We start from the raw sequence: 279 nt of genomic DNA on the forward strand, positions 1-279 counted from the left end.
ACGCCTGGTACAACGACGAGCGTACCTTGATCGGCCAGTTCTCGAGCGCCTACCTGGTCAACCGCATCCGCCTGCTCAAGCGTGAAGGCGAGGCGTTCGCCTACGCGCGTCAGTCCGACCTGTATCCCTACACCATCGCCGTGGTGCGCGATTATGCCTATTCCCCTGAACTCGACAGCGACGAGCGCCTGAACAAGGTGCTGGTACGCAACTTCTCGTCCGCCGTGCGCATGCTGGCGGCCGGCAGGGTCAACCTGGCGGTGGAGGATGAGTACGTGG

1 protein-coding gene is annotated in these 279 nt (G+C 63.1%); it reads left to right on the forward strand.

Annotation, left to right across the window (positions count from 1 at the left end; genetic code table 11):
* Positions 1 to 279: transporter substrate-binding domain-containing protein (locus tag GYA94_RS27365; RefSeq protein WP_161893517.1), on the forward strand; the 279-nt coding region annotated here is incomplete at both ends.

Source organism: Pseudomonas juntendi, assembly GCF_009932375.1.
Taxonomy (GTDB): domain Bacteria; phylum Pseudomonadota; class Gammaproteobacteria; order Pseudomonadales; family Pseudomonadaceae; genus Aquipseudomonas; species Aquipseudomonas juntendi.